15 protein-coding genes are annotated in these 18494 nt (G+C 69.4%); 4 read left to right on the plus strand and 11 right to left on the minus strand.

Features of this window, described 5'->3' with window-relative positions:
* Positions 1-285: 285 nt before the first annotated feature.
* The gene (locus ABFX18_RS03440; RefSeq protein ID WP_346057401.1) at positions 286-1644 is read left to right on the plus strand and encodes a D-alanyl-D-alanine carboxypeptidase family protein; all 1359 of its coding nucleotides are present in this window, start codon (positions 286-288) and stop codon (positions 1642-1644) included.
* 51 nt (positions 1645-1695) lie between these two features.
* On the opposite strand, the gene ABFX18_RS03445 is transcribed toward ABFX18_RS03440, so the two are convergent.
* The 5 genes from ABFX18_RS03445 to ABFX18_RS03465 are packed head-to-tail and all read right to left on the minus strand — an operon-like array spanning position 1696 to position 7103.
* Positions 1696-2961: a M20 family metallo-hydrolase gene (locus ABFX18_RS03445; RefSeq protein WP_346057402.1), complete on the minus strand. Its 1266-nt coding sequence runs from the start codon at positions 2959-2961 to the stop codon at positions 1696-1698.
* A gap of 49 nt (positions 2962-3010) precedes the next feature.
* Positions 3011-4693 (minus strand): thiamine pyrophosphate-dependent enzyme, encoded by a 1683-nt coding sequence (locus ABFX18_RS03450; RefSeq protein WP_346057403.1) that lies wholly within the window; start codon positions 4691-4693, stop codon positions 3011-3013.
* A 48-nt stretch (positions 4694-4741) separates the two neighbouring features.
* The gene (locus ABFX18_RS03455; protein ID WP_090146244.1) at positions 4742-5374 is read right to left on the minus strand and encodes an RraA family protein; all 633 of its coding nucleotides are present in this window, start codon (positions 5372-5374) and stop codon (positions 4742-4744) included.
* Positions 5371-5754 (minus strand): Rid family hydrolase, encoded by a 384-nt coding sequence (locus tag ABFX18_RS03460; RefSeq protein WP_200330438.1) that lies wholly within the window; start codon positions 5752-5754, stop codon positions 5371-5373. Before ABFX18_RS03460 ends, ABFX18_RS03455 begins: the two co-directional genes overlap by 4 nt.
* Complete coding sequence (locus ABFX18_RS03465) at positions 5751-7103, minus strand: MFS transporter (protein WP_234037115.1); 1353 nt, start codon at positions 7101-7103, stop codon at positions 5751-5753. Before ABFX18_RS03465 ends, ABFX18_RS03460 begins: the two co-directional genes overlap by 4 nt.
* Before the next feature lie 156 nt (positions 7104-7259).
* On the opposite strand from ABFX18_RS03465, the gene ABFX18_RS03470 reads away from it, so the two are divergent.
* On the plus strand, positions 7260-8417 hold the full coding sequence (locus ABFX18_RS03470) for an RsbRD N-terminal domain-containing protein (protein WP_346057404.1): 1158 nt from the start codon (positions 7260-7262) through the stop codon (positions 8415-8417).
* Here ABFX18_RS03470 and ABFX18_RS03475 read toward each other — a convergent pair.
* From ABFX18_RS03475 to ABFX18_RS03485, 3 genes are all read right to left on the minus strand, one after another.
* Positions 8399-10048, minus strand: coding sequence for an amidohydrolase (locus ABFX18_RS03475; protein WP_346057405.1), 1650 nt, complete (start codon positions 10046-10048; stop codon positions 8399-8401). The genes ABFX18_RS03470 and ABFX18_RS03475 overlap by 19 nt on opposite strands.
* Positions 10049-10058: 10 nt before the next feature.
* Entirely contained in the window at positions 10059-11741 is a 1683-nt protein-coding gene (locus tag ABFX18_RS03480; RefSeq protein ID WP_090146238.1) for a thiamine pyrophosphate-dependent enzyme, read from the minus strand.
* Positions 11742-11828: 87 nt separating this feature from the next.
* Positions 11829-13160 (minus strand): MFS transporter, encoded by a 1332-nt coding sequence (locus tag ABFX18_RS03485; RefSeq protein ID WP_090146236.1) that lies wholly within the window; start codon positions 13158-13160, stop codon positions 11829-11831.
* Between the two features lie 159 nt (positions 13161-13319).
* Between ABFX18_RS03485 and ABFX18_RS03490 the strand changes: the two genes are divergently transcribed.
* On the plus strand, positions 13320-14492 hold the full coding sequence (locus ABFX18_RS03490) for an RsbRD N-terminal domain-containing protein (RefSeq protein WP_346057406.1): 1173 nt from the start codon (positions 13320-13322) through the stop codon (positions 14490-14492).
* 22 nt (positions 14493-14514) lie between these two features.
* On the opposite strand, the gene ABFX18_RS03495 is transcribed toward ABFX18_RS03490, so the two are convergent.
* Positions 14515-15465 carry a GlxA family transcriptional regulator gene (locus tag ABFX18_RS03495; RefSeq protein WP_346057407.1) on the minus strand — a complete coding sequence of 317 codons (951 nt, stop codon included), beginning with the start codon at positions 15463-15465 and terminating at the stop codon, positions 14515-14517.
* Between the two features lie 146 nt (positions 15466-15611).
* Here ABFX18_RS03495 and ABFX18_RS03500 point away from each other — a divergent pair, with 146 nt between their 5' ends.
* Positions 15612-16250 carry an isochorismatase family protein gene (locus tag ABFX18_RS03500; protein WP_346057408.1) on the plus strand — a complete coding sequence of 213 codons (639 nt, stop codon included), beginning with the start codon at positions 15612-15614 and terminating at the stop codon, positions 16248-16250.
* An 18-nt stretch (positions 16251-16268) separates the two neighbouring features.
* Here the strand turns inward: ABFX18_RS03500 and ABFX18_RS03505 are convergent, their stop codons facing one another.
* Both ABFX18_RS03505 and ABFX18_RS03510 read right to left on the minus strand, forming a co-directional pair.
* Entirely contained in the window at positions 16269-17642 is a 1374-nt protein-coding gene (locus ABFX18_RS03505; RefSeq protein ID WP_346057409.1) for a M20/M25/M40 family metallo-hydrolase, read from the minus strand.
* A 73-nt stretch (positions 17643-17715) separates the two neighbouring features.
* Positions 17716-18387, minus strand: coding sequence for a TetR/AcrR family transcriptional regulator (locus tag ABFX18_RS03510; protein WP_234037116.1), 672 nt, complete (start codon positions 18385-18387; stop codon positions 17716-17718).
* Positions 18388-18494 lie beyond the last annotated feature (107 nt).

Consider the following 18494-nt stretch of genomic DNA (forward strand, 5'->3'; position numbering starts at 1 on the left):
GTGAACTGCACTGGACCAGCCCCACGGGCAGGCGCTACGTCGACCGACCGCCGAGCCGCGTGAGGTTTATAGAGACCGGGCCACCGGGGCCGACGCGACGAATCGAACGCCGAGAACCCGAGCGTGAACGCAGAGAACCCGAGCATGAACGAGACTTCGCGCATCACCCGTTCTGACGCGGGCCCTAACCTTGCGCATCTTCATTCCCATCATCAGGGCTACCGAGCATCCCAGCGCTCCAGCACCCGAGTGTCCAGTGCCCCTGTAGCCCCTAGTGTGGGTCGAGTGAGCCCGTACGCAGCACCGAGCCCCCCTGACGAGCGCTCCTCCGGAACAGCACCGCGGACCGCCGCCGGGCACCGCCGACGCGCGGGGCGAGTCATCGGAATCGGTGCAGGATCCCTCGCAATCGTGCTCGCGGCAGGCTACGCCGTCGTCTGCGCCATCGCTCCGCTGCCAGAACCGGTGGTGACGTTGGACGCACCCGCGGCGGTCACGATCTCGGCCGACGATGCCGGCGTGCGACGGGCGGTCGATGCCGAGCCGGAGCCGACCGCGATCGGATGGCTGCACGACGACGAGATCTGGACGAACACGCAGCGCCCAGCGCCGATCGCGAGCATCTCGAAGCTCGTCACCGTGCTCGTCGCGCTCGATGCAGCACCCGTGGCTGCGGGCGCCGATGGGCCGACGCACGTCTGGACGGCCGAGGACGCCGCGCGGCAGGCACGGTACGTCGCCGACGACGGCGTCGCGTTTCCCATACCCGTCGGCACCGAGGTGACCGCGCGTCAGATGCTGCAGCTCGCGCTCGTACCGTCGGCGAACGACTTCGCAGCCGCCTACGCGTACTCGGTGTTCGGCGGCAATGATGCGTTTCTCGCCGCGGTCCGGGCCTGGCAGGACCGCGAAGGTCTCGCATCGCTCTCGCTGTTCGAGCCGACCGGTATGGACGAGCGCAATGCGGCCACCGCGTCCGACGTGCTGCGCCTCGCGCGCCTCGCGCTCGCGAACGACACGGTCGCCGAGATCGTCGCGATGCCGCAGGTCTCCCTTCCATGGGGCATCGGCACCGTGGAGAACACGAACCCGCTGTACGGAGCGCTTGACGGTGTGATCGGCATGAAGACCGGGCGCACGAGTGTCGCCGGCTACAACCTCGCGGCGGCGCGCACGAGCGATGCGCTGGGTCGCGACGTCGTCCAGCTCGCCGTCGTGCTGGGCCGAGCGACGGCCGAGGATCGCCTGAGCGCGAGCCTCAGCATGTTCTCCGCGCTGGACGCCGCGCCCGCTCGCACGCAGATCGTGGCGCACGACGAGCGGGTCGGCACGGCGAGAACGGTCGACGGCGTCGAGATCCCGATCCTGATATCGGGCGACGGCGCCGAAGTCGTGCTCCTCCCCGGAGAAGCCGCAGAGCGAACGGTCGCCCTGGAGACGGGCGGGTTCTCCGAGGCCGGCGCGCCGGATGCCGGACTCACGGGGGCCGATGCCGAAGCCGGGCGACGAGTGGGCATCCTGCACCTCTCGGGCCCCACCGAATCCGACGAGCGCGCCTTCGACGTCGTCACGGGTGCCGCGATCACCGCGCCCGACTACGGCTGGCGCCTCACGCACCCCCGCGAGCTCTTCACCTGGAGCTGAGCCGGGCCCAGATCCGGGCCATTGCAGAACGGGGAATCGACCCCAACGACCTCAATCGAGCAGCGCGCCACCGGCGAGCCGGCGCACGACGCCGGTGAGATGGTCGACTCCCGCGACGAGATCGGCTTCCTCCGTGAACTCGTCGAGGCTGTGGGAGATGCCCGCGACGCTCGGCACGAAGAGCATGACGGTCGGCACCGTGTCCTTCATGTTGGTCGAGTCGTGCCCGGCGACCGTCATCACGCGATCATGGGTGAGACCGAGCTCCTCCGCGACCTCACGGGCGAGCTCGACGCCGGCTTCGGGGTACGGGTTCTGATCCCAGCTGTGCTCGGCCGTGACGGCGATCTCCACGCGATCCTCGCGCTGCACCCGCTCGATCGTGCGCTGCAGCGAGGCATGGGCCTCCCGGATCACGTCGGCGCTCGGCGAGCGCAGGTCGAGCAGCAACCGCACCTCACTGGCGACGACCACGGGCGAGTTGGGATACACGTTGAGCTCACCGCACGCGGTGTGCAGCGCGCCCGGCTCGAACTCGTCGACGAGCTCGCGCGCCGCCACGACGAGCCTGGCCGCGCCGAGCAGGGCGTCGCGCCGATCGACCATCAGCGTCGACCCGCTGTGCGCCTGCGCCCCGGTCACCGTGAATTCGAACTTGTGCGCCGCCCACGTCGCATTCACGAGACCGATCGTGACGCCGTCCTCCTCCATGCTCCGACCCTGCTGCACATGGATCTCGGCGTACGAGGCGACCTCGCGGCCCGAGTCGCCTCCGAATACGTCACCGGCGCCACGTTCCCCGATCGCATCGAGCGCGTCGCCGACCGTCACCCCTCGCGGATCGGTCGTCGCGAGCGCTGCGTCGAGCGGCATCTTGCCGGTGAACACCGAACTGCCCATCATCGAGGGCTTGAAGCGCGACCCCTCCTCGTTGAACCAGTTGACGACCGCGAGATTCACACGGGCAGCCGACGGATCGGCACGAAGCTCATCGGCCACGCGGAAGCACGCGTGGGCCGACGCCATCACGCCGAAGGCGCCGTCGAAGCGGCCGGCGGTCGGCTGCGAGTCCAGGTGCGACCCGGTCAGCACGTAGGGCGCACCGGGCACGAGTTCCAGCAGCCCGAACTGGTTGCCGGCCGCGTCGCGCTCGACCGTGAATCCGTGCTGCTCGAGCAGCTGCGCGAACCAGGCGCGCTGCTCGCCGTCGGCTGCGCTCGCGGCCTGCCGGTCGACGCCGTTCGTGCCCGGCACGGCACCGAAGCGCGAGTGCACGGCCCAGTCGGCGAGGAATGCGTCATCGAGGTGCTGCGTCATGGTCGTCTCTGTTCTCTCGTTCTTCACTGTCGTCTACTGCGCGACTGCCTCAGGCCGCGATCTCGTCGGATGCCGGTGGCATCACCCTGTCCGAGATCAGCACATGAATCAATGCGGGAGCATCTCCCGCGAGTGCGCGATCCAGCGCCCCCGCAAAATCCTCTGTGGCCTCGACGCGCTCACCGTGCCCTCCGAACGACCGCATCCAGGCCGCGAAGTCGGGATTCGCCATCCGCGTGCCCGACGGTCGACCCGGATAGTGCCGCTCCTGATGCTGCACGATCGTCCCGTAGATCCCGTTGTCGACCACGATCACCAGCGGCTTCCCGCCGTGCGCGACCGCGGTCGCGAGCTCCTGCCCGTTCATCATGAAATCGCCGTCCCCGCACACCGCGACCGCACGTCGATCGGGAAACACGAGTGATGCCGCGACGGCCGCCGGAACGGCGAGGCCCATCGCGCCGTTGCGCGCGCCCACGAGGCTCGCCGGGGTCAGGTGCTTCACGAACCGGTGCGCCCAGATCGTCGCGTTCCCCGCGCCGAAGGTGAGCACCGCCTCGCCCCGCAACCGCTCGTCGAGCTCGCCGAAGGCGACGCCGAGGTCGACTCCCGGATTCTCGACATCTGCCGGGATCCCCGAAGCGCCGGCGACACCGGGCACCGACGCGTCAGGTCGATGCGCCGCGAACCGCGCCTGAGCCACTGACCGGTCTCGCATCCACGAATCGTCGCGGTCGCCGCGAACTGCAGCGGCATCGACACCGGAGAGCGCCTTCGCGAAGGCCTCCGGCGTTGCGAGCAGGTGCTGATCGAGTCGCCCCGCATGCATCGTCGCCTCGGGATCGACGCCGACGAGCACGGTCTCCGCATCGAATCCGAGTCGGTATCCGTCGCTCATCACGTCGGATCGACCGCACCCGACGAACACGAGGAGGTCTGCCGCCGCATACGCGGCAGCGACCGCATCCGCGCGGCCGTACCCGAGCCAGCCAGCCCACGCGGCTCCGGCGTGCGGCACCGCGTCGTACGCACGCCAATCCGCGAACACCGGGACGCCTGCGGATTCGGCGAAAGCGAGCACCTCTCGGCCAGCTCCTGCATGCCAGCCGTCACCTCCGACCACGAACGCCGGGCGCTCGGCGCGGGCGATCCGTTCACCGAGCTCCTCGATCTCGGCACGTGACGGCTGCGGGTTCGGGGAGGCGATCCGCCCACTCGGCGCAGCCTCGGTCACGTGCACGAGCACGTCCTCCGGCAACCCGACCACGACCGGACCGGGGCGGCCGGAGGCCGCGACCCGCATGGCCTCCGCCACGAGCTCCCCCGCACGATCGGCGTCGTCGATCGTGAGCACCCGCTTCGCGGTCGACCCGAACCATCCGGTGAGACTGAACTCCTGGAACGAGTCCCGCTCACGGTCGGCCACCGGAATGAGCCCGACGAACAGCACCAGAGGGGTCGCGTCCTGCCACGCCGTGTGGATCGCGATCATCGCGTTCGACGCCCCCGGGCCGCGCGTCACCATCGCGATCCCCGGCACGCCCGTCAGGCGCCCCTCGGCGAGCGCCATGAACCCCGCACCGCCCTCCTGCCGACACACGACCGTCTCGATCGACGAATCGTGCAGACCGTCGAGCACGTCCAGGTAGCTCTCCCCTGGCACTGCGTAGACACGGGAGACCCCGTGCTGCTCGAGCGTGCGAACGATGAGATGACCGGCCGACTGCGACATACGATAATCCTTCCAAAAACGGTGTGAGTGAGACTGTGAAGTCCGGGGTCAGGGGCCGATCGGGAGCAGGGATGCGAGCGATTCGCCCGCGGCGATCCGCGCGAGCAGCTCGGGCTCGTCGCGATCCGATGCCTGAGCCGCGCTGAGCACCTCCGGGTCGATGCGGCCGCCCGGGAGGACGAGCACGCCGTGCGCGTCGCCGAGCACGAGGTCCCCGGTCGACACGGGCACGCCGCCGATGACGACGGGCTGGTCGACAGCGCTTCCCGCCAGTGCGCCGGTGCGTTTCGTCGTTCGAGCGGTGAGCCCGGTCGCGTACACGGCGAGCCGATCCTGCGTCTCGCGCAGCGCCTGGACGTCGGTGACCGGGCCGTCGACCACGATGCCGACCGCACCCTGCGCGATCGCAGCTCGCGCGGTGACGGCTCCGACGGGCGCGTGCGCACCGCCCGCGACCCGGATCACGAGCACCTCGCCGGGCCGGGCTGCGAGAAGCGCTCGGTTCACCTCGTACGCGTCGGGTTCGCGCAGGTCGAGGGTCCTCGCGAAACCGACGAGTTGCGGGCTCCGCGTGACCGGATGCACCCGGGGGTCGACGAACCCGTCTTCGATGAAGTGGCCGAGCGTCGGCAGCTCGACCTCGCGCAGAGCGTCGAGAAGCTGAGCGTGCTCGAGCGTCATGCGACGACCTCGGGCACCACCGCGACGCACTCGATCTCGAGCGCGATCTCCCAGATCGACACGCAGACCGTCGTCCTCGCGGGCAGGTCGTCGGTGAAGTACCGCGCGTACACGCGGTTGAACGGTTCGCGCTGCTCCGGAGATGTCAGGTAGGCGTTGACTTTGACGACGTGCTGCAGGCCGCTTCCCGCCGCAGCGAGCACTGAGACGAGGTTCTCGAGGCAGCGCGCCACCTGGTCTTCGAAATCGTCCGGCGCGGAGCCGTCTGCGCCGAAGGGCACCTGGCCCGTCGTGAAGACGAAGCCGTTGGCGACGACCGCCTGCGAATACGGACCCAGCACCGGGGCGAGCCCCGGTGCTGCGCTGATCCGCCGGATCACGGCGCGACGTCCACGCTGGTGGTCGCTTCCACCCGGTCGATGTTCTTCTGGCTGTTCTCCCCCAGCAGGAAGAGCGCCACGAACGACAGCCCTGCTGAGGCGGCGATGTACCAGGCGATCGAATCGCTCTGCCCGGTCAGGTTGAGGAGCCACACGGTCACGGCGGGGGTGATCGCCGAGCCCAGCAATCCCGAGAGCATGTATGCCACGGACAGCCCCGAATACCGCACCTTCGCTCCGAACAGTTCGGCGAGGAAGGTGGCGATCGGCCCGTAGTTCGCCGAGAAGGCGATCATCATCAGGCCGTACGCGAGGAACACGGCCGCGGGGTTGCCCGTGTTCAGCAACCAGAAGAATGGGAACGCGAGCAGGGCCTCAGCAGCGATACCCGCGGCGATGATCGGCTTGCGTCCGACTCGGTCGGAGAGCCGCCCGAAGAACGGGATGAAGAAGATGCCGAGCAGGCAGGCGACGAGCACGACCCAGAGCATGAGGTTCGCGGAGTACCCCTGCTCGCTCGTGCCGTAGTTCACTCCGGATGCGACCATGAGCGTGAAGCTCGAACCGGTCGACAGTGTCGCCACACCGCCGAGGATGACCTGCTTCCAGTAGTGGCGCATGAGGTAGGCGAACGGGAGCTTCGCCTTGGCGCCCTGTTCGCGCACCTGCTGGAAGCTCGGCGTCTCCTCGATGTTGAGTCGGATGTAGATGCCGACCGCGACGAGCAGCACCGATGCGATGAACGGAACGCGCCAGCCCCACGTGTACAGCGCTTCCGTCGACACCGTCGCCGTGACGATGAGGAAGGCGACGTTCGCGAGGAGCGTTCCGAACGGGACGCCCACCTGGACGAGCGATCCGTACCAGCCGCGGCGCTCCTGGGGAGCGTGCTCGACGGTCATCAGGACAGCGCCGCCCCATTCACCGCCGAGCGCGAGGCCCTGGATGATGCGCAGCGTCAGGAGGATGAACGGCGCCGCGATGCCGATCGTCGCGAAGTCGGGCACGAGACCGATGGCGAGCGTCGCGCCGCCCATGGTCAGCAGCGAGATGAGGAGCATCGATTTGCGGCCCAGACGATCGCCGAAGTGGCCGAAGAGGATCGCGCCGAGAGTGCGCGCGACGTAGGCGGCGGCGAACGTGAGGAAGGAGAGGATCGTTCCGACCGCCGGGGGCAGATCGGGGAAGAACACCTGATTGAAGACGAGCGCGGAAGCGGTTCCGAAGAGGAACAGGTCGTACCACTCGACCGTCGTGCCGATGACGCTCGCGGTGGCGATCTTCCTCATCTTGGATTGGTCCAGTCGTGCGCTGCGGACTTCCGTGTCCTGAGCGGGCGTCGTAGTCATCGAGTCTCCTGTGATTCGAGTGGCGATCGGGTCAGAGTTCACCCTCCCAGCGCTCCGAGGCCCCGACAAGCAGCATCTGCACACGAGTCCCGCGAAGTTCTAGTGAAATGCACAAGGGGCGAGCCGATCGATGGGCGATCAAGCAAAATGGGGTGTGTGATTGCTCAACCCTCCGCCGACACCCGCGACTGGTGGTCGGTCGCGCTGCAGCGGCTGGAGACCGATCTCCCTGCGCTCGTCGACGACTTCCTCGCCCGCCTCACTCGACTCAGGGGCGGGTACGCCTCCGTGCAGGAAGCCGACCTGCGGCAGACGGCCCATGACACGCTCTCCTACCTCATCGCGCGACTGGCCGGTCGACCGGTACCGCGCGGCCTCGTCGATCTGCCGCAGCGGCTCGGGGTGAGGCGCGCACGGCAAGGAGTCGATCGCGATCAGTTGCTGGAAGCCGTGCGGCTCGATTACCGGGTGCTCTGGGCCGGCCTCGTCTCGATCGCCGGCGATGCCCATGCCGACGAACTGGTGCAGCACGCTGAACCCGTGCTGACCTCGGTGGAGGACTACATTCACGCGGTGCAGGTCGCGTTCCTCGACGAGCGAGAAGCGCTCGCCTCCGACAGCCGCACCCAGGAGACACGGGCGTTCGCGCAACTGCTGGCCGCAGACGACCCGGCGGGCATCGCCGCCGAGATCGCTGCACGACTGCGGTTTCCGGCCGATGCGATATTCGAGATCTGCCTCATCCCGACGTTCTCGGCTGCTGACGCCCGCCGCATCGCCATCACGTTCGAGCGCACCCGGCAGCGCTTCTTCGCCTGGGACTTCGACGACAGCGTGCTGTTCGTCAGACCGCGCGTGGCAGGCGATCATCCGCTGACGAGCATCGGCGGCGTGCAGATCTCCACGGTTCGAGGCCTCGCCGCAGTGCCGCCTGCCGTCGAGTTCGCCCACCAGCTGCTCCCCTTCGCGACACCCGGGCGGCTGAGCGATGAGAACGACCTCTGGCTCGCCCTCGCGTCCGACACGGTCCTGTCAGCGATGCCGCAGGTCTTCTCCCATGCGCGTCACGCGATGCAGCAGGTTCGCGCGGACGAGCGCGCGCGGCTGCTCGACACGTTCGCGCGGTTCTGCGCGAACGGCTCGATCAAGCGCACGGCAGAGGAGATGTTCGTGCATCGCAACACCGTGGTGAACCGATTGCAGGCATTTCACCGCGTGACGGGGTGGGATCCGACCGTGCCGGCAGAGGCAGCGCGAGCCCTGCTGGCGTTCGGCCGGAACCCGGACCCGATCGATCAGGATCGCGAGTCGTAGCTCAGCGCACCGCCGAGCACGGTGGCGACGATGCCGAGTTCGGCCAGGTCGGGCGCCGTCAGCGGCGAAGCCGAGAACACGGTGAAATCGGCGAGCTTGCCGCGCTCGAGCGTTCCCTTGTCGGCGAACTGCCCCGTCGCGCGCGCCGCCCATTCGGTGTGCGTGCGCAGGGCTTCCTCCGGAGTGATGGCCTCGGCCTCGCCGAGCACGGTGTCGTTCTCCGTGCGGCGGTCGACGGCCGCCTGCATGCCGCGACGCAGATTGTTGTCAGCGACCGGCAGGTCGGAGGAGCCGGCGAGGATGATGCCGGCGTCGATCACGGACCGCCCGCGGTACAGCCAGTCCGCGCGGTCGCGGCCGACGCGATCCGCCATCTGATCGCCGAAGGCGCTGATGAACCCGGCCTGCGGCGTGACCGCCACCCGCAGCCGCCCGGCGCGCTCCACCTGGTCGGGTCGGGCGATGCCGAAATGCTCGATGCGGCACGGAACGTCGAGCCGTCCGTAGCGATCCTGCGCCTCCTCGATGAGATCGAGGGCGAGATCGATCGCCGCGTCGCCGATGGCGTGCAGGGCGAGCGGCCACCCGGCCCGGTATGCGCCGAGTGCGCGCTCGCGGTAGACCGCCGGCTCGTCGAGCAGATAGCCCGTGTTGTGCTCGTGCCCGCAGTAGTCCTCGGTCACGGCCGCTGTGGCTCCGAGCAGCGAACCGTCGAGGAAGACTTTGACGTGCCCGAAGCGCACGGCGTCATCGCCGAAGCCTGCACGGATGCCGAGATCGAGGCCCGCCCCTGCACCTTCGCCGGCGAAGTCGGTGGCGTGCCCGGTGAGCGGCCTGAGCGCGTCGATCGCGGGCATCAGCTGGGCGCGCGCGTGCAACCGTCCCCGCTCGGACGCCGCCTGGTAGGCCGCGACCTCGATGGGGCTGTGGCCGATCCATCCCCCGCCGACGCCTGCTTCGGTGAAGCTCGTGATCCCCTGCGCGGCGTACCGGCTGGTCGCCGCTTCGAGAGCCTCGACGAGTCGCTCGGTCGAGTAGGGCAGCAGCAGCGCCTGGACGAGCCCCTGCGCGGCTTCTTCGAGCAGACCGGTGGGCGCGCCCTGCGGGTCTCGCACGACGACGCCGCCGGTGGGGTTCTCGAAGTCGGCCCCGAACGCGCCGACGAGCCGGAGCGTGGCGCTGTTCGTGATCGAAGCGTGGCCGGAGGTGTGGCGCAGGTAGAGCGGGCGTTCGCCGGTGATCTCGTCGAGACGCGCGATGTCGGGGAACGCCCCGCCGTGGTGCGCCTGGTTGAAGCCCGTGCCGTGCACCCATGCGTCGGCGTCTCCGAGGGCGTCGAGACGCTCGACCTCGGCCGCGATCTGGGCGTACAGGGCATCGAGTCCGCGGGTCGTGCTGAGATCGATCGACGCGAGCCCGAGCCCCCACCAGGCGGTATGGCAGTGCGCATCGATGAGGCCTGGTGTGACGCACGCGTCGCCGAAATCGTGGGTCGTGACGGCTTCGAGGCCGGCGATCTCCTCGTCGAAGCCGACGATTCGGCCGTTCAGGACGCCGACCGATGTGACGGAGGGGCGCGCGGGATCCATGGTGAGGATCTCGCGAGCGGTGAGAATCAGGTCGAGTTGCATGGGGGTCTCCTCAGGCTGCGATCTCGTCGGCGGCGGGCGGCATGACGCTGTCGTCGATGAGCAGGTGGATGAGTGCTGGGCGGTCGGCTGCGAGCGCACGATCGAGCGCTCCGGCGAAGTCATCGGTGTGCTCGACTCGCTCGCCGTGCCCGCCGAAGGCGCGCATCCACTCGGCGAAGTCGGGGTTCGCCATGCGCGTGCCCGATGGGCGCCCCGGGTAGTGCCGCTCCTGGTGCTGCACGATCGTGCCGTAGATGCCGTTGTCGACGACGATGACCAACGGCGTGCCGCCGTGCGCGAAGGCGGTGGCGAGTTCCTGCCCGTTCATCATGAAGTCGCCGTCGCCGCAGACCGCGACCGAACGGCGATCGGGGAACGCGAGCGATGCCGCGACAGCTGCTGGCACCGCGAGGCCCATCGCGCCGTTGCGCGCGCCGACCAGGCTCGCAGGGGTGAGATGGGTGACGAATCGATGCGCCCAGATCGTCGCGTTGCCCGCGCCGAACGTCAGCACGGCCTGCCCCTCGAGGCGGTCGTCGAGTTCGCCGAACGCGACTCCGAGGTCGACGCCCGGGTGCTCGGTCTCCGCAGGGATCCCGGAGGCGCCGGCGACACCGGGCACTGACGCATCCGGTCGGTGCGCCGCGAAGCGCTGCTGCGCCTCCGACCGGTCGCGCATCCACGCGTCGTCTCGGTCGCCGCGGATGTCCGCGGCGTCGAGCGCGCCGAGCGCGGCGACGAACGACGCAGGGGACGACAGCACCTGCTGGTCGATGCGCCCGGCATGCATCGTGGCCTCCGGGTCCATCGTCACGAGCACCGTCTCGGCTCCGAAGCCGAGACGGTATCCGTCGCTCATCACATCGGATCTGCCGCACCCGACGAGCACCAGGAGGTCTGCCGCCGCGTACCCCGCCGCTACCGCGTCAGCGCGACCGTAGCCGAGCCAACCCGCCCACGCCGCACCCTCGTGCGGCACAGCGTCGTAGGCGCGCCAGTCGGTGAAGACGGGAACGCCCGCCGCGGCGGCGAACTCCAGCAGCGCGCGCCCCGCGCCGCCGTGCCAGCCGTCGCCGCCGGCGACAATCGCGGGCCGCTCGGCGCGGGTCAGCCGCTCGGCGAGCGCGGTGATCTCCGCATCCGAGGGCTGCGGGTCGGGTACCGCGATGGGCGCGCTCGGCGCGGCATCGGTCAGCTCCACCAGCACGTCCTCCGGCAGACCGATGACGACCGGGCCCGGACGACCGGCAGCTGCAGTGCGCAAGGCCTCTGCCACGAGCTCGCCCGCGCGATCCGCATCGTCGATGGTCATGACGCGTTTCGCCGTCGACCCGAACCAGCCCGTCAGGCTGAACTCCTGGAACGAGTCGCGCTCGCGGTCGGCGACCGGGATGAGGCCGACGAAGAGCACCAGTGCCGTCGCGTCCTGCCACGCCGTGTGGATCGCGATCATCGCGTTCGCAGCGCCGGGGCCCCGCGTCACCATCGCGACACCCGGCACGCCGGTGAGCCGCCCCTCGGCGAGCGCCATGAACCCGGCGCCGCCCTCCTGCCTGCAGACGACCGTGTCGATCGACGAATCGTGCAGACCGTCGAGCACGTCGAGGTAGCTCTCACCCGGAACGGCGTAGACGCGCTGCACGCCGTGCGCCTCGAGGGTGCGGACGATGAGGTGGCCTGCCGACTGTGACATGTGGTGCGATCCTTCCGGGGTACAACGGGATGAGAACGAGAAGGGCCGGTGCGGTCCCCTTCCGGAGATCCGCACCGACCCGTTCGATCAGTGCTTGAAGCCGGGCAGGTTCACGCTCAGGCGAGGCGCGACGGCGCCTGCGAATGCCGAGAAGAGGCTCAGGAAGATGAGCATCGCGGCAGCCGGCCACCAGTGGTTGGCTGCCGCGGCGACGAAGCCGGTCGCGAGCAGCGGGATGAAGCCCGAGAGCATGCCTGCGGTGTTCTGCGCCAGGCCGACGCCGGTGTACCGCGTCTTCGCCGGGAACAACCCGGTGAGCACAGTGCCGGAGGCCGCGTACGGCAGCGACAGGGCCGCGACGGCGAGCGTCATCGAGAGCACGACCAGCACGGGGTTGCCGGAGGCCAGCATGAGGAAGGCGGGGATCGCCACGACGGCGGACGTCACGCCGCCCCACAGGATGACCTTGCTCGCCCCGTACTTGGAACCGAGTACACCGCCCCAGATGAGGACGAAGATCTCGACGGTGGCGGCGACCATGCTGCCGAGCAGCATCAGCGAGGAGTCGTAGCCGAGCACGTTCACGCCGTAGTACACACAGAACGCGGTGACGAGGTAGAACCCGCCCACGCCGAGCAGTGCTGCTGCCATGCCGACGATGATCTGCTTCCAGCTGTGCTTGAAGGTGCTGGCCACCGGGGTCTTGTCGATCTCGCCCGACTCCTCGAGCTGACGGAAGACCGGCGATTCCTCGAGCTTCGAGCGGATGTAGACCGCGACGATGAGCAGCGGGAATGCGATCAGGAACGGGATGCGCCAGCCCCAGGAGCTGAAGCTCTCCTGCGACAGGATGAGCGTCATCACGAAGAATCCGCCGGAGGAGAGGATCGTGCCGATGGGCGAGCCGATCTGCGGGATCGCCGCGTACCGGGCGCGGAGGTGCAGCGGCGCGTTCTCGACCACGATCGTCATGGCGCCCGACCACTCGCCGCCGACGAAGAGGCCCTGGAGCACGCGCAGCAGCACGAGCAGGATCGGGGCGGCGATGCCGATGGCGGCGTAGGTGGGCAGCAGGCCGATGAGGCCGGTGACGATGCCGATGCCGACGATCGTGATCATGAGCACCTTGCGGCGACCGATGCGGTCGCCCATGCGCCCGAAGATGATGCCGCCGATGGGGCGCGCGGCGAGGCCGACGCCGAACGTCGCGAACGATGCGAGCGCCGCCGCAGTGGCGTTCTCGCTCGTGAAGTACTGGACGTTGAAGACCAGCGCGGCGGCGGCGCTGAACAGGAAGAAGTCGTACCACTCGAGTGCGGTGCCGATCAGCGCCCCGAGTGCGACCTTGTTGGCGTCTTTGACGCTGAGTTCTTGCGTGGCACCGTATTCGATCGATGCCGTGTGGGTTGTCTCGCTCATGCGTTCTCTCCGTCGAGGATGCGGGATCCGTGAGGTGCGGCTCTCGCGCGGTTGCGCGGGCGTCGGTACTCGATCATTGCAGGGAATCCGCACATCGCGGGTGCCATATCGCCCCCGAACGCGACAAGATTTCAGTGCATGTGCACATACACTGGCCGAATGGATGATCGTTTCGCCGACGCGCTCAGCGACACCCCCGAGGCAGCCGACCGGGATCGATGGCTCGAACTCCTCGCAGAGCTCGACCCGGAGTCGCTCACCGACCGGTTCCTCGCGCAGGTTGGGACGGTGCCCGGCTACGACCCGGCGCCCATTCCCGTCTCGGAACTGCGACGCACGGGCACGCTCTCATTCATCTCCCTGATCGAGGGGCTGCGCGCCGGCGGGTTCGCCGCGCCAGTGCCGGTCGCGACCGACGTCGGCGTGTCGCGAGCGCGCGCCGGCATCCCGCTCACCTCCCTCATGACGGCCATTCGACACGACTTCACCGTGCTGTGGGAAGCGCTCACCCGGGCGGCGACCGCCGAAGACGCGCAGCTCATCGTGCGGCACACGAACATCGTGCTGCGCACGGTCGACGACTACGTGCACCAGACCGAAGCGGCGTACCTCGCCGAGCTGCAGCGCATGAACGAAGAGCAGGCGTCAGTTCGGCAGGGCCTCATCGCAGCGCTCTTCCAAGACGTGCAACCGGGATCAGAGCGGCTCGAGACGATCGCCGCAGACCTGGGGCTCGGCGACGCTGCTCCGCTCCACGTCGTGGCCGCCGTCGATGACGACGTCGCCGCCCTGCGGGTGCACATCTCCGAGCTCGAGCGGGCGGGCGGGAAGGTGTTCACGCACCACCTCGGCGAGACGCTCATCGCATTCATGCGCCAGGTCGCCCTTCCCGGGTCGCGACTGTCAGAGGTCGCCGTGCGCGTGCTCGACCTGCGCGTCGGCATCACTCTCGCCCCCGGGGGCGTTGTCGACCTGCGACGCGCCGCCACCACCGCGGCGTCGCTCGCGCGCGCCTTCGTCGCCGACGAATCCGGCGCCATGACCTGGAGTCGCGGCTGGGCGCGGTTGGCCGCGCGCAGCCTGCTCGACGCCGGCAACCCGATCCTCGCCGATGTGCACGACGCGCTCGCCGGATGCACGCCGGCAGAGCGAGCGCGGCTCGAGGAGGCGGCGCGCAGCTACCTCGAGACCGGCAGCATCGGCGCGGCCGCCGATGCACTGTTCTGCCACCGCAACACGCTCGCGAACCGACTGCGCCGCTTCGCCGATCTCACCGGCGTCGACCCGCTCGTGCCCGCAGACGCCGCGCGCCTCGTCGTGGGGTGGGCCTAGGCGCCGCCCGACCCCGATCGCGTCAGGCGCGCACCGCTTCGAACGTCTTGCGATACCGGGACGGCGCGACGCCGTAGGCCGCGGCGAATCCCTGACGGAAGGTGACGGGACTGCCGAATCCGCACGCCTCCGCGATGTGCTCGACCGACCACTGGGTCGTCTCCAGCAGGCGACGGGACTCGTCGAGGCGGCGCGCACGCACCCAGGCGGCGGGCGTGGATCCTGTCGCTGCGTGGAATGCGCGCACGAACGTTCTGCGACTCATGTGCGCTCGGTGCGCGAGCCGGTCGACGGAGAGGGGTTGGTCCAGGTGGGCGAGCGACCAATCGAGCACGTCCGAGAACGGATCTCCGGCCGATGCCGCTGGGAGCGGTCGATCGATGTACTGCGCCTGCCCACCGTCGCGATGCGGGGCCACCACGAGACTGCGGGCGACGCGGTTCGCCGCGTCGGCGCCGAGACGTCCCCGCACGATGTGCAGGCACGCGTCCAGCCCGGAGGCGGTGCCCGCCGCCGTGAGCACGTCTCCGTGGTCGACGTAGAGAACCGTCTCGTCGAGATCGATGTCGGGGTGCCGCTCCGATACAGCGCCGAACGCCTGCCAGTGCGTCACGGCGCGGCGCCCCGCCAGGATTCCGGCGTCGGCCACGGGAATCGCACCGAGGCACAGACCGGCGATCGTCGCTCCTCGCGCGTGCCCGAGTCGAAGCAGGTCGAGGAGGCCGGAATCGGGCGACCGGCCGTCCTCGTACCACGAGGGCACCACGATGAGATCGGCCTCATCCGCGCGATCGGCACCGTGCACCCCGCTGAGCGTCAGCCCTTCAGCGGTGCGGATCGCGCCCGCCGTGTCTGAGAACAGCTCGGTGCGCCAATCGGCGAGACCGAGGCGGCGCACCTCGTCGAAGACCATCTGCGGGACAGCGAGATGGAACATGGTGACGCCGGGGAAGGCGTATATCGCGATCCGCATCGATGCTCCCGTCGTTCCGAGATTCAGTCTGGCCCGAAACCATCATATCGCGGCATTTCTGCCACTTGTGAGGGGGACTCCGATGACAGATCGTAGGGAGAGCATCCGCACCCGGATGCGCACCCGCTGACCTCCAGGAGCTTCCCATGGCATCCCCGCGCCGCGCCCTCGTCCTCGTCGACATCCAGCAGCAGTACTTCGACGGCCCACTCGAGATCCACTACCCGAGCATCACCGATTCACTCGCGAAGACCACCGCCGCGATCACGGCTGCGACCGAGGCCGGCATGCCCGTCGTGGTCGTGCAGCACGACGGCGGAGAGGGCGCCCCGGTCTTCAGCCCCGGCAGCGCGTCGTTCGCGCTGCACCCCGAGATCGAACGGCTCCGCACCGACGACTGGAAGCACGTCGTCAAGCAGTACAGCTCCGTCTACCCGGGCACCGGTCTCGCGGAGTGGCTGCGCGAGCGCGACATCGACACCGTCACGTTGGCCGGTTACATGACGAACAACTGCATTCTGGCATCGGCTGCGGAGGCAGAGGTGCTCGGCTTCACCACCGAGGTCCTGTCAGACGCGACCGGAGCGATTCACCTGTCGAACGCGGCGGGATCGGCCTCGGCCACGACCGTGCACCAGACGCTGATGGCGCTGCTGCAGTCCAACTGGGCCGCCGTCGCGTCGACCGATGAGTGGCTGACCGCCACCGCTGCCGGCACCTCGGTGCCCGCGAGCAACCTCATCGAGTCGGCCATCGCCGGCGCTCAGCACGCGGTGCAGTCGTAACGGGAGCCGGCTCCGAGCTCAGCGGAGACGATCGGCCACGATGCGCTGCAAGGCTTCGAGCGAGAGGGTGACCGACTCCACGTCGATGCGCTCATCGTTGCCGTGCACGCCCTCGCGGTACCGCTCATAGCTCCACTCGGGGCCGAGCAAGCCGAAGCCGTACGCTGGAATGCCGAGTTCGCGCAGCACTCGTGCGTCTGAACCGCCCGCCGCCATGATCGGTACGACCGGGGCGTCGGCGACCGCCTCGACCGCGCGCTCGATCGCGGCGAAGAGCGGCGTGTCCGACGGCGAGGCCGTGGCGGCCCACCCGCGCAGGTGCTCGATCTCGATGTCGTCGGCGAGGGGCCCGAGCACGGCGCGCAGCAGGCGATCGACCTCGGCGTCCGTCGTGCCGGGAAGGGTGCGGATGTCGAGGTCGATCGTGCCCATCGCGGGAATCACGTTGTGCGTCATGCCGGCGCGCAGCACCGTCGGCGACATGGTGATGCGCGAGACCGCGTGGGCGTATCCGGCGATGCCGCCGAGGTGCGGAAGCGCGGCGTCGAGGCGCACCGGATCGCGCAGTCGCTCGGCCAGCGCTGGATCCTGAATACGCGCGCCGACGAACGCGTTCCACAGCGGACCGAGCCGCGCGGCGGGCATCACCTCACCCAGACGCTGCAGCACCTCGCCCACGCGGTACGACGCGCTTTTCGCGCCGTACGGGATCGAGGCGTGGCCGGGTTTGCCGTGGATGATGAGCCGCCGACCGGCGGACCCCTTCTCGGCCACCTCGATCGCCACATGACGCCCCATGCGCATGCCACCCGACTCGGAGAGCGCTTCGGTGACGCGCACCGTCTCCGGGTGCTGCCGTACGAGCCAGTGGATGCCGTACTCCCCGCCGCCCTCTTCATCTGCGACCGCGAGCAGCACGAGGTCTCCTCGCGGCGGCTCCGGTGCCAGCGCCGCGTCGCGCAGCACGCAGGCGAATGCGGCGGTGAGGTAGAGCATGTCCACGGCGCCGCGGCCCCAGATCTCTCCGTCGATGAGATCACCGCCGAAGGGGTTTCTGGTCCACCCGTCGGGATCCACGGGCACGACGTCGAGGTGCCCGAGCAGTCCGAGCGAGGGAGCATCCGGGTCGGTTCCGCGCAGCCGCGCGACGAGCGAGGCTCTGCCGGGAGCCGATTCGAGCACGTGCGTCTCCACGCGGCCCGTGGCGACGGCCTCTGCGAGGAAGCGCTGCAGCACCCGCACGCTGCGAATCTCCTGCCCCGATGCGACACTGCCGTCGTTGACGCAGGCCTCGCGGATGAGCGATCGCAGCAGCGCGATGGTGTCGGCTGCCGACCCGCTCGCGGGGGCGGTCGAGGTCGGAGCACTCGATGCATCGCCGCGTTCAGACACCGCCAGCCACCTCCTCTTCCCGGGCCGCGCCCGCTTCACCCCTCCACCCTACTCGGGATGGAAACGGCGAGGATCAGGCCGTAACAGCGCGTTCGACGGAATCGAGGATCGCGGAGACGCCGGCGCGGTACACCGCCATGCCGTCGACTGCGAGCAGCGCATCGCGGTGGGCGTCCACGAGCGGGTAGTCGCTGAGGGTGATGGGCCCGAAGGTGCTGATCCAGGGAATCGATCCGTCGCGGGCGGCGTGGCCCCGCTGGAAGGCCTCGTTCGCCATCGCCGAGGAGTGCGCCAGCATGAACCCCGAGATCGCCGCGTAGAACCGGATGAGCGCGTCACCGCTCAACCCGGCCTCGACGAGCATTTCGAGCAGGAACTCGACGGCCGAGGCATCTCCGGGGCCGGCCGGGTCGGTGACCGCGCCCTCCTTGCCGATCGCCGGGTACTCGAGACTCAGCTCCGCGGTGCGCGTCACGACGATCTCGAGCCGTTCGCGCCACGTACCGGAGGATGCACGGCCGGCTTCTGACGCCCAGCCGCTGATGCGGTCGAGCGAGGCCCGCACCAGTTCGTCCTTGTTGCGGAAGTGGCGGTACATCGCCGAGGCGTCGACGCCGAGATGCTCGCCGAGACGCTTGAAGGTGACCCGCGAGGTCGGTTCGGTGCGGGCGAGCTCGAGCACCCCGTCGACGATGGTGCGCTGATCGAGCCGCACGCGTCTCGTGCTCGGACCACTCGCCACCATCGGCCTCCATCTTGATCGGTGCATCCGGCGCATTCCGGTGTGGGATCAGTGTAACCAGGCGGCGTCACGGAAAGTCAACGATCATGTCAACAACGTTGACTCAGCGC

It is taken from the genome of Leucobacter alluvii (assembly GCF_039530485.1).
Taxonomy (GTDB): Bacteria; Actinomycetota; Actinomycetes; order Actinomycetales; family Microbacteriaceae; genus Leucobacter; species Leucobacter alluvii.

Bases quoted from the DNA above. Each gene is read 5' to 3' on its own strand.
- ABFX18_RS03445 (WP_346057402.1), bottom strand. From the start codon at position 2,961: ATGACGCAGCACCTCGATGACGCATTCCTCGCCGACTGGGCCGTGCAC.
- ABFX18_RS03450 (WP_346057403.1), bottom strand. From the start codon at position 4,693: ATGTCGCAGTCGGCCGGTCATCTCATCGTTCGCACGCTCGAGCAGCAC.
- ABFX18_RS03455 (WP_090146244.1), bottom strand. From the start codon at position 5,374: ATGACGCTCGAGCACGCTCAGCTTCTCGACGCTCTGCGCGAGGTCGAG.
- ABFX18_RS03465 (WP_234037115.1), bottom strand. From the start codon at position 7,103: ATGACTACGACGCCCGCTCAGGACACGGAAGTCCGCAGCGCACGACTG.
- ABFX18_RS03475 (WP_346057405.1), bottom strand. From the start codon at position 10,048: ATGCAACTCGACCTGATTCTCACCGCTCGCGAGATCCTCACCATGGAT.
- ABFX18_RS03480 (WP_090146238.1), bottom strand. From the start codon at position 11,741: ATGTCACAGTCGGCAGGCCACCTCATCGTCCGCACCCTCGAGGCGCAC.
- ABFX18_RS03485 (WP_090146236.1), bottom strand. From the start codon at position 13,160: ATGAGCGAGACAACCCACACGGCATCGATCGAATACGGTGCCACGCAA.
- ABFX18_RS03490 (WP_346057406.1), top strand. From the start codon at position 13,320: ATGGATGATCGTTTCGCCGACGCGCTCAGCGACACCCCCGAGGCAGCC.
- ABFX18_RS03495 (WP_346057407.1), bottom strand. From the start codon at position 15,465: ATGCGGATCGCGATATACGCCTTCCCCGGCGTCACCATGTTCCATCTC.
- ABFX18_RS03500 (WP_346057408.1), top strand. From the start codon at position 15,612: ATGGCATCCCCGCGCCGCGCCCTCGTCCTCGTCGACATCCAGCAGCAG.
- ABFX18_RS03510 (WP_234037116.1), bottom strand. From the start codon at position 18,387: ATGGTGGCGAGTGGTCCGAGCACGAGACGCGTGCGGCTCGATCAGCGC.